The organism is Limnohabitans sp. T6-5, assembly GCF_003063315.1.
Classification (GTDB): domain Bacteria; phylum Pseudomonadota; class Gammaproteobacteria; order Burkholderiales; family Burkholderiaceae_C; genus Limnohabitans_A.
Map to the genome: position 1 here is coordinate 770,087 of NZ_NERV01000003.1, position 8,965 is coordinate 779,051.

The following is an 8,965-nucleotide window of genomic DNA, read 5'->3' on the forward strand; positions in this document are numbered from 1 at the left end:
TGATCAATGACTTTGCAGCCCTCTGTTTTTGAGGCATTGAGTCAGTTGGCCCTGCGTTTGGGCCAGCGTGTTTCGGCGCGCGACCTGATGGCGCAAACGGCCGAGTTTGGCGACGAAGAGCTGAGCTTGCTGGCTGCTGCGCAAACCCTGGAACGACAGGGGTTGCAGGTGCAGATGGCGGCCGTGGGACCTGCTGACTACGACAGTCGCCTGGGGCCGGTGGTGATCGGGCTCCATGGGGGGGGGGCGGCTGTGCTGCTGAGTCGCCAGGGCGCTCAATGCCAGGTCATTCGCCCACATCTGCTTGCTGGCGAGCCCCAGTGGGTGCCCGTGAATGAGTTGGCGGCCGAAAGCGCTGGCTGGAGTCTGCACGCGCGTCTTCGCCCAGCGTCGGCTTTTCCGTCTGAAAGCCCTGACGCACAGCCTCAGGCAGGCAGTTTGCCCTCAGCCCCGCATTGGTTCTGGAGTGTGTTTCTCACCCTCAAGAGCTATTACCTGGACAGCACCTTGGCGGCGGTGCTGATCAATTTGCTGGCGCTGGCCACATCGATGTTTTCGATGAATGTGTATGACCGCGTCATCCCCAACGCGGCGGTGCATTCCTTGTGGGTGCTGGCCTTGGGTGTGACCCTTGCAGGCGTGCTGGAGTTGGGGCTGCGCACCTTGCGCGGCTATCTGGTGGATGTGGCCGGTAAAAAGGCCGATCTGCTCTTGTCTTCACGCATTTTTCAGCAGGCCCTGAATTTGCGGGCGCAGGACCGTCCGGCCTCGAGTGGCCAGTTCGCAGGCCAGTTGCGCGAGTTTGAATCGGTGCGTGACTTTGTCAGCTCCACCACCTTGGTCACGCTGAGTGACGTGCCCTTTGTCATGGTGTTTTTGTGCGTCATCGCCTACTTTGGCGGCCCGCTGGTGTGGGTGCCGGTGGTGGGGGCTGCGCTGGTGTTTTTGGCGGGTTGGGCCTCGCAGTGGCCGATCCGTGAATCCATTGCCCGTTACCAGTATGAAAGTGCCCAAAAGCTCGGCTTCATGGTCGAGACTCTGGAGCGGTTGGAGCAAATCCGCGCCATGGGCGCCGAGCCCCGGTTGCAAAGCCACTGGGAACGCATCAGCGCCACCACCGCCCGCAGCGCCATGACCAGCCGCTGGGTGTCGGCCATCACGCTGAACTTCACCCAGTTTGTGCAGCAAACCTGCAACACCACCCTGATCGTCTGGGGCGTGTACCTGATCCTGGAAGGTCGCCTGACCTCGGGCGGGCTGATCGGCTGCACCATCCTGGCCGGTCGCGCCCTGGGGCCGCTGGCCCAGGTGGCGGGTTTGCTCACCCGCTACCAACATGCTGCCGGGGCCTTCAAGACACTCGACCGCATCATGCGACTGCCCGGCCAATACGAGGCCGGGCGCAGCTACATGGGCCTGCAGCAATCGACTGGCCAGGTACAGCTGCGCCAGCTTCAGTTCAGTTACCCCCACACCGACCGCCAGGTGCTGCAGATTCAGGATTTGTCCATCGCCGCCGGTGAACATGTCGCCCTGATGGGGCCTGTGGGCAGCGGCAAATCAACGCTGCTGAAGTTGCTGGCCTGGCTGTATCCGCCTACGCAAGGGCAGGTCTTGCTCGATGGCCTGGACATGGCCCACATCTCGCCCGCAGACTTGCGCGCCCAGCTGGCCTGGGTCAGCCAGGATGCAGTTTTGTTCCGGGGCAGTTTGCGTGACAACCTGCTCATGGCCGCCCCGCATGTGCCTGATGCCCGTCTGCAGCATGTGTTGCAGCTCACGGGCATCCAGTCTTGGGTGGCTGGGCATCCGCAAGGGCTGGACATGCCTTTGGGTGAGGCCGGTGCCGCCTTGTCGGGCGGGCAGCGCCAGATGGTGGCTTTGGCCCGTGCTTTGCTGGCCAACTGTCCGGTGGTCTTGCTCGATGAGCCCACCAGCGCCTTCGATGCCGCCGGTGAGCAGCGTTTGCTGGAGCAACTTCAGACCGAGTTGACCGGTAAAACCGTGGTCATCGCCACACACCGCCCCGGCCCGCTCAGTCTGGTGACGCGCCTGGTCTTGCTCGATGGCGGTCACATCCTGGCCGATGGCCCCAAAGAGGCCGTGTTGCAAGCGGTGCAGGCTGGTCGTGTCAAACGCATTGCCGGGAGGTCTGCATGAGCGCGCCCCGTTCACAAGCGCCGGGCGCAGCGTCTGGCATGCCGACGCCCATGTCACCCCAAGAGCGCCAGGCACTGACGCAAAAAATCCTGCGTCTACGAGCCCAAAACCAGCTGCAGGCCGATCTCGATTTGCTGGATGACGTGTACGCTGCTTCCCTGCGCGAGCGTCAGCCGGTGCTGCGCATCGGGCTGTACGCCACCGCCGTGGTCTTGCTGGTGTTCATGCTCTGGGCGGGCTGGGCGCAGCTCGAAGAAGTCACCACCGGCATGGGCAAAGTCATTCCCACCAGCCGAGAACAAGTCATCCAGAGCCTGGAGTCGGGTGTGCTCGCCGAGTTGCTGGTGGCCGAAGGTGACACGGTCGAAGTCGACCAGCCCTTGCTGCGCATCGACGATGCGCGACAGGGCGCCACGGTGCGCGAAGGCCAATCCAAGATCGACGCCTTGCAGGCCGCTGCTGTGCGCCTTCGCGCCGAGGCCCAAGGCGGCACTCTGGCGTTTCCGGCCGAATTGCAGCGCCGCGCTCCAGAGCTGACGCGCAACGAACGCGATACCTTTGAGGCCCGTCGCCGCAGCCTGGACAGCAGCATTGCCGCGCAGCAGCAAGCCTTGAAGTTGGCCACCGAAGAGCTGCGCATCACCGAGCCGATGGCCGCCAGCGGCTATGTGTCCGATCTGGAGGTGTTGCGCATCAAGCGCACCATTTCCGAGACCAAAGGCCGTCTGAGCGAGCTGGCTGGCAAATTCAAGGCCGATGCGGCCACCGAGCTGGCGCGTGTCGAGGCCGACATGGGCTCGCAGCGACAAGGCCTGTCTGGCAAGGAAGACAACTTCCGCCGCACCGTCTTGCGTGCGCCCAAGCGCGGCGTGGTCAAAAACATCCGCATCAACACCCTGGGGGGCGTGATCCAGATGGGGCAGGACCTGCTGGAAATCGTGCCCATGGACGACAAGCTGCTGATCGAAACCCGCATCCGCCCCTCGGACATCGCCTTCCTGCACCCTGGCATGGAGGCGGTGGTCAAGATCACGGCCTACGATTCGAGCGTCTACGGCTGGCTCAATGCACGATTGGTGCAAATCAGTCCCGACACCTTGCGCGACGAGGTGCGTCGCGAAGAAACCTATTACCGCGCCTTGGTTCGCACCGACAGCGCGAGTTTGAAAACACCGGACGGCAAAAATCTGCCGATCATTCCGGGCATGTTGGCCCAAGTGGATATCAAGACCGGTCAAAAGTCGGTCCTGACCTATCTGTTCAAGCCTGTCATGCGCGCCCGAGAAGCGCTCAGAGAACGGTGAATGCCATGAAACACATCCAGACCCACGCATACCTCATGACCCCGCAGCGCCAGCGGGGGCCGGTTTTCAAGCCAGCCATCTTGTGTGCGGCCTTGACCGCCTTGGCCTCACACAGTGCGGTGTGGGGGCAGGCCGCTGCGGCCACGTCAGACGCCGACATTGAACGCCAGCGTCAGGCCACACAAAGCATGGTCGAGCAAGTCACGGCCGACCAGGACAAACCCACAGATCGTGCCAGCAGCCTGGGGCAGGCATTGCCTGCCGCTTTGCAGTCGAAATTCAAGCCCTGGAAAGAGGCCGTTCGCGCCAAAGCACCGGTGGACACCGCGGACAAGGCTCGCCTGGAGTTGCCCGTTTTGGCCAAACCCGAGCCCGCCGTGGTGCTGCGTCGCCCGGTCGACACCTCGCCCAAATCCAATCTGTCCACACCGGACTTTTCACGCCAGAGCCTGACGTTTGCGCAATTGACGGGCAAGTCCGAGATTGATTTGCCTGAACCGGAAGGTGGTTTGGGCACATCGGTGGTGACACGCAAAACCACCGAATTTCAGCAAGTGGCCTTTTCAATGCCCGATTTGCTGCAGGCCGGGCTGGAATTCAGCCCGGAGTTGAACGCAGTCCGGGCGCGCCAGGAAAGTTCTCGCCAGCGTGTTTCCAAAAGCCGTGCGGATTTGTTGCCTTCTTTTTCAGCGCGATACGCCACAGGCAAAGAGAACTCCACGACCACGACCCTGAACAACAGCGGTCACGATTACAAAAACACCTCTTTGCGCGTGACCCAGCCGCTGGTGAATTACCCGGCCTGGGAAACCTGGCAGGCCAGCGGATTGGCCATGGATGCGGCCTTGCTGCGCAGCTCGGCCATGGAGCAGGACGTGTCCTTGAACCTGGTCAAAGCCGTGATCAACCTCACGACCAGCCGCATCACGCTGAATTTTTCAGATGAATTGCTCGATAACCTGTCTGGCATCCTGAGCTATCAGGACCAGCGCTCGCAATCGGGCGCCAGCAGCCAGGCCGAACTCGAACGCGCCCGATCACGCGTTCTTGCGGCGCGCCAGGCCCGGCTGGAGCAGCAGGCCAACTACAAAGGCGGCTTGCTCGAACTGGAGCGCCAATTGGGTTTTGCGCCGCAACTGCTGAACCTGCCCTTCTTGAGCCAGTTGCCTTCCTTGCCGCGCACGCAAGCTGAAATCCGCGATCTGGTCTTGAAGGAAAACGCCGAACTGACCGCGCTGCGTGCCGAAGTGGAAGCCCAAAAAGCCCAGGTGCGCGCCCAATACGGCCGTGCAGCGCCCACGGTGCTGGCCAGTCTGGAAGATGACCGCGCCACCAACAACGGTGGCGTGATGGGCTCGCGCCAGGACACCCGCGCCCTGGTGGTGCTCAACTGGGCGGTCTCCTTGGGCGGCAAGGAATACTTTGCAGGCAAGGAAGCGTCTGCCGACTTGTCCGAGTTGCAAAGCAAGCTGGAGCAAAACGAGCAGCGTCTGGCGCAAGCGGTGGACACTGACTTCGCCTTGCTCCAAGCGGCCACTTTGCGCATCAGCTTGGGGCAGCAAGAGCAAGAGGCCGCCCGGCGTGTGACCGAGGCCGTGCGCGAACAACTCAAGGTGGGGCGCATTTCTTCGCTGCTGGAAGCCCTCGATGCCAGCCAGAGTCTGTATGACGCCCGACTGAAATTGACGCAAGCCCTGGGTCAGCAAATGCTGGCCCAGGCGCAACTGCTCAAAAGCATGGGACGGCTCAGTACCATGCGTGAGCAGGCCCGCATCCAGTTGAAGTGATTATTTGATTTTTCTTTTCCAAACAATAAAAAGGCTCATCCATGGCTGGTTCCTCCGACTCGAACGACGCATCCGATATTTTTTGGCCCGGTTATGTGGACGCCATCTCCAACCTGGCGATCAATTTGCTGTTCGTGATCGCGGTGATGTGCATCGTGATCCTGAGCTTTGTGCTGGAAGAAACCACCAAAGGCACACCCCGCGAAGGCACAGTCCCGCAAGATGTGCAATACGTCAATGACAACCCCAATACCCATGCCGCGCAATTGCAGGAGTTGCAGCTTGAAAACGCCAAACTCAAGGAAACGCTGCAGGCTTTGCAAAAAAGCAGCGCAACGCCTACGAGCACCACTACGACCAAGACCGAAACCCAGGCCAAAACAGAAAGCACCACCACGACCAACAATGTGCCCAACAACGCACCCAAGATGGAGGTGGTGCAGGCCCGTCAGGAGGTGGTGAAAGAGGCCAAAGGCGAGTCCAGCGTGAACACGGTGGGCGCAGGCCTGATCGTGAACTTTGACCCCAAAGTGGTCACGTTGTCGGCAGACGAGTCGAAAAATGTGGTCTCGCGCCTGGAAGCATTTGGTCCCGTCAAAACCACGCGCTGGCAAATCACGGTCATCACACCCAAGGGCTTCAGCGAGTCTTCTCGTTTGGGGTATTACCGTGCCGTGGCGGTGCGCAACGTGCTCATTCAGGCCGGTACACCCGGCGAGCTGATCAATATGCGGGTGATTGAAAGTGTCCAGTCGGGCGCTGACAGTGCCCGAGTCACCGTCAATGCGGCGCCTTGAATGCAAAGAGTCTGACGCATGAATCTTCGGCAACTTTGGCAACAAATGCACCAGCCTCCGAGTGAGGCTGTTTTGCGTTTGTCACTTTCCGAACGCCATGAACGGCGTTGGTTGATCCGTTTGACCGTCCTGTTTCTGGTGGCGCTGGCCTGGGCCGCTTGGGCACCGGTGGATCGCGTGGTGCGCGCAGAAGGCCGCATCATCCCGTCCACCCGAGCCCAACTGGTGCAGCACCTGGAAGGCGGCATCGTGCGTGACATTCGCGTTCGTGAAGGTCAAAACGTCAAGGCGGGTGACATCTTGCTGAGCTTGTCGGGCACCCAGGCCAACACCGATGTGGAGCAAGGACGCAACCGCATCGTGACCCTCAAGTCCCAGCAAGCCCGTCTCAAGGCCGAAGCCACCGGTGCTGCGTTGCCAGAATTTCCAGCCGATGTGCCTGATGTGCAGAAAGAACTCGAGCGTGCAGCATTTCGTGAGCGTGCTGAAAAAATTCGTGCCGAACAGGGCGCCTTGCGCCAGCAAATCAACCAGCGCCAATCCGAATTGAGCGAAGCCCAAAACCGGCTCAAAAACATGGCCACCGAGCTGGATGTGGCGCGCAAGCAATTGGCCGTGATGGAGGGGCTTTACCGCAAAGGTGCGGCTTCGCAGCTGGAGTGGCTGGATGCACAGGGGCGCTTGCAGCGCCTGAGCACAGCGCAAGGCGATATCACCAGCTCCATCCCACGCCTTCAGGCAGCCATTGATGAGCAGTCTGCCCGTTTGAACGAGTCCACGGCGCGCTTTCGTGCCGAGGCCCGTGCGGAGCTGGCCCAGATCAGTGCAGAAATCCAGCGATTTGAGTTGAACGTGAGCAATGACAGCGATCGGCAAGCGCGCAACGATGTGCGTGCGCCGGTGACCGGTTTTGTGAACAAGCTCAACTTCAACACCTTGGGGGGCGTGATTCGCCCCGGTGAGGTGGTGCTTGAAATCACACCCAGTGAGGGGCCTTTGGCCGTGGAGGCCCGTGTGCGACCCGATGATCGGGCGCGCTTGCGGCCCGGTTTGCCAACGCGCGTGCTGATTGGTGCCTATGACTACGCCATTTATGGCGCTCTGGACGGTCAAGTGACAGAAGTCAGTGCCGACACCTTGGCCGACGAACATGGGCAACGCTATTACCGGGTCTTGATCCAGACCGGTCAGGCCAGGGGAGCCTTGGCCGAGCAGGTCATCTTGCCGGGCATGACAGCCCGTGCCGACATTGTGGCGGGCCAGCGCAGCGTGCTCAGCTATGTGCTGTCACCCTTGATGCGCTTTGCCTCGCAGGCCATGCGCGAACCGTCCTGAAAACGTCCGCCATTCACCCCGAAATTTTTCCCCCAGATATTCACTGAAGCAACCGAGGTCACCATGAAACGACTCAAACCCTATTACTTTTTTGTTGGTCTGCCGATCCTGCTGGTCCTCTTGGGCTTTGTCTTCTTCTACAAGGAAGTGGCAGGCACCATGCGGGGCAATCCGCACCCCCAGATCAACTATTTGATTTTTATACTGATGGCTGTGGGCGCAGGCATGATGCTGCACGCTGTGCATCGCATGAACGGAGAGGGTGCATTCATCCAGAAGTTTTTCAGGCTGGCACGCGATGGTGCCACCCCTGAAACCCTGCGTGAGATGGTCCTGGGTGAACGCTACGACGTCAGCACCGTGCTGGAGTTTTTGGCCGAGACGCAAAATGCGCCCATCAGCGATGTGCAGCACGCGGCGCTGGAGTCCGAGGTGCACCGGTTTGAGTCCCGTCAGAACATGCGCCTGTATTTGCCCCAGTTCTTGTCCGGTGCCATGGTGGGCCTGGGCTTGCTGGGCACCTTCATTGGTTTGTTGGGCGCGCTGGAAGAGATCGGCAAACTGATTTCTGCCTTCACCATGGTGGAGTCGGGCAACGCCGCAGCCGCTGTGCGTACCCTGGTGGATCGCTTGAGCGCACCCATGAAGGCCATGGGTGTGGCCTTCAGTGCGTCCTTGTTCGGCGTGTTGGGCTCGCTCATCATGAGCGTGCTCATGGTGGGTGTGAAGCGTTGCTCCAGCGAACTGGTGGCGGCCATGCACTCGCGTTTGGTGTACCTCACCGACTTCACCACGCACGCGGCCCCGGAAAACAAGCAAGACCAGCTGACAGCCAGTTTGAATGTGGTGGCTGAGCAGTCGCCCATTTTGAAAGCGCTGACGGTGGCGCTGGAGCAGTCCGAGCGCCGGGTACGCGATCTGATCACCTCGCTGGGCACGCTGTCGGCCCGCATTGAGCGCAATGAAGTTCAGCTCTGGGCCGAATTGAGCGAGGGCTTCAAGGCCAACCAGCAAGGACAAAACGCCATGTTGGAAAACCTCCACCAAACGGTGCAGGCCGTGCGCGAAATCGCCCGCGAGGTCACGCCTGCCGCTTACCGCGAAAACGCTGTTGTGGCGGCCCTGGTGACCCAGCAAAACCGTTTGGAATCGGTCTTGCAGGTCATGGAATCGAGCTACGGACAGTTCAATAAATCCCTGACCCAGCAAAGCGAAGTGTTGCTGCGCCAGGAGCAATCGGGTCAGGAGCTGGTGCAGCTGCGTCAGGCCATGGCCGATCAGCAGCGCGGCATTCAGCAAGCGCTCAACGCCTTGGGCAGCAGTTTTGCCAGCCTGGACAGCGTGATCCGCGAACACCAGGAGCTCATGGTGCACCAGCGTGCCACAGACGATGTGCACAGCTCGCAACTGGCCTCGGCCTTGCGCGAAGAAGGCGAAATTCTCAACCGCCTGATTGGCCGCATCGAAGCTTTGCAGCATGAACAAGGTGCGCAGCAAGAGCGGCATCTGAGCTTGCTGGTGCAAGAGCTGCGTGCGCAGCCTCCTGCAGCCACCAGCTGACTTGATGGTTGACCGGTTCGCG

The 8,965-nt window shown here is 60.9% G+C and carries 6 protein-coding genes; all 6 read left to right on the plus strand.

What is annotated here, in order from left to right:
• Nucleotides 1-6: 6 nt before the first annotated feature.
• Complete coding sequence (locus B9Z51_RS15270; RefSeq protein WP_108375944.1) at nt 7-2,160, plus strand: type I secretion system permease/ATPase; 2,154 nt, start codon at nt 7-9, stop codon at nt 2,158-2,160.
• Nucleotides 2,157-3,464: an HlyD family efflux transporter periplasmic adaptor subunit gene (locus B9Z51_RS15275; RefSeq protein WP_108375945.1), complete on the plus strand. Its 1,308-nt coding sequence runs from the start codon at nt 2,157-2,159 to the stop codon at nt 3,462-3,464. Before B9Z51_RS15270 ends, B9Z51_RS15275 begins: the two co-directional genes overlap by 4 nt.
• Before the next feature lie 5 nt (nt 3,465-3,469).
• A complete protein-coding gene (locus B9Z51_RS15280) occupies nt 3,470-5,251 on the plus strand; it encodes a TolC family protein (protein ID WP_146187785.1) in 1,782 nt (593 codons plus the stop codon).
• 41 nt (nt 5,252-5,292) lie between these two features.
• Complete coding sequence (locus tag B9Z51_RS15285) at nt 5,293-6,048, plus strand: hypothetical protein (protein WP_108375947.1); 756 nt, start codon at nt 5,293-5,295, stop codon at nt 6,046-6,048.
• A gap of 18 nt (nt 6,049-6,066) precedes the next feature.
• Nucleotides 6,067-7,383, plus strand: a complete 1,317-nt coding sequence (locus B9Z51_RS15290; RefSeq protein ID WP_108375948.1) for an HlyD family type I secretion periplasmic adaptor subunit — start codon at nt 6,067-6,069, stop codon at nt 7,381-7,383.
• Between the two features lie 63 nt (nt 7,384-7,446).
• Nucleotides 7,447-8,943, plus strand: a complete 1,497-nt coding sequence (locus B9Z51_RS15295) for a hypothetical protein (RefSeq protein WP_108375949.1) — start codon at nt 7,447-7,449, stop codon at nt 8,941-8,943.
• Nucleotides 8,944-8,965 lie beyond the last annotated feature (22 nt).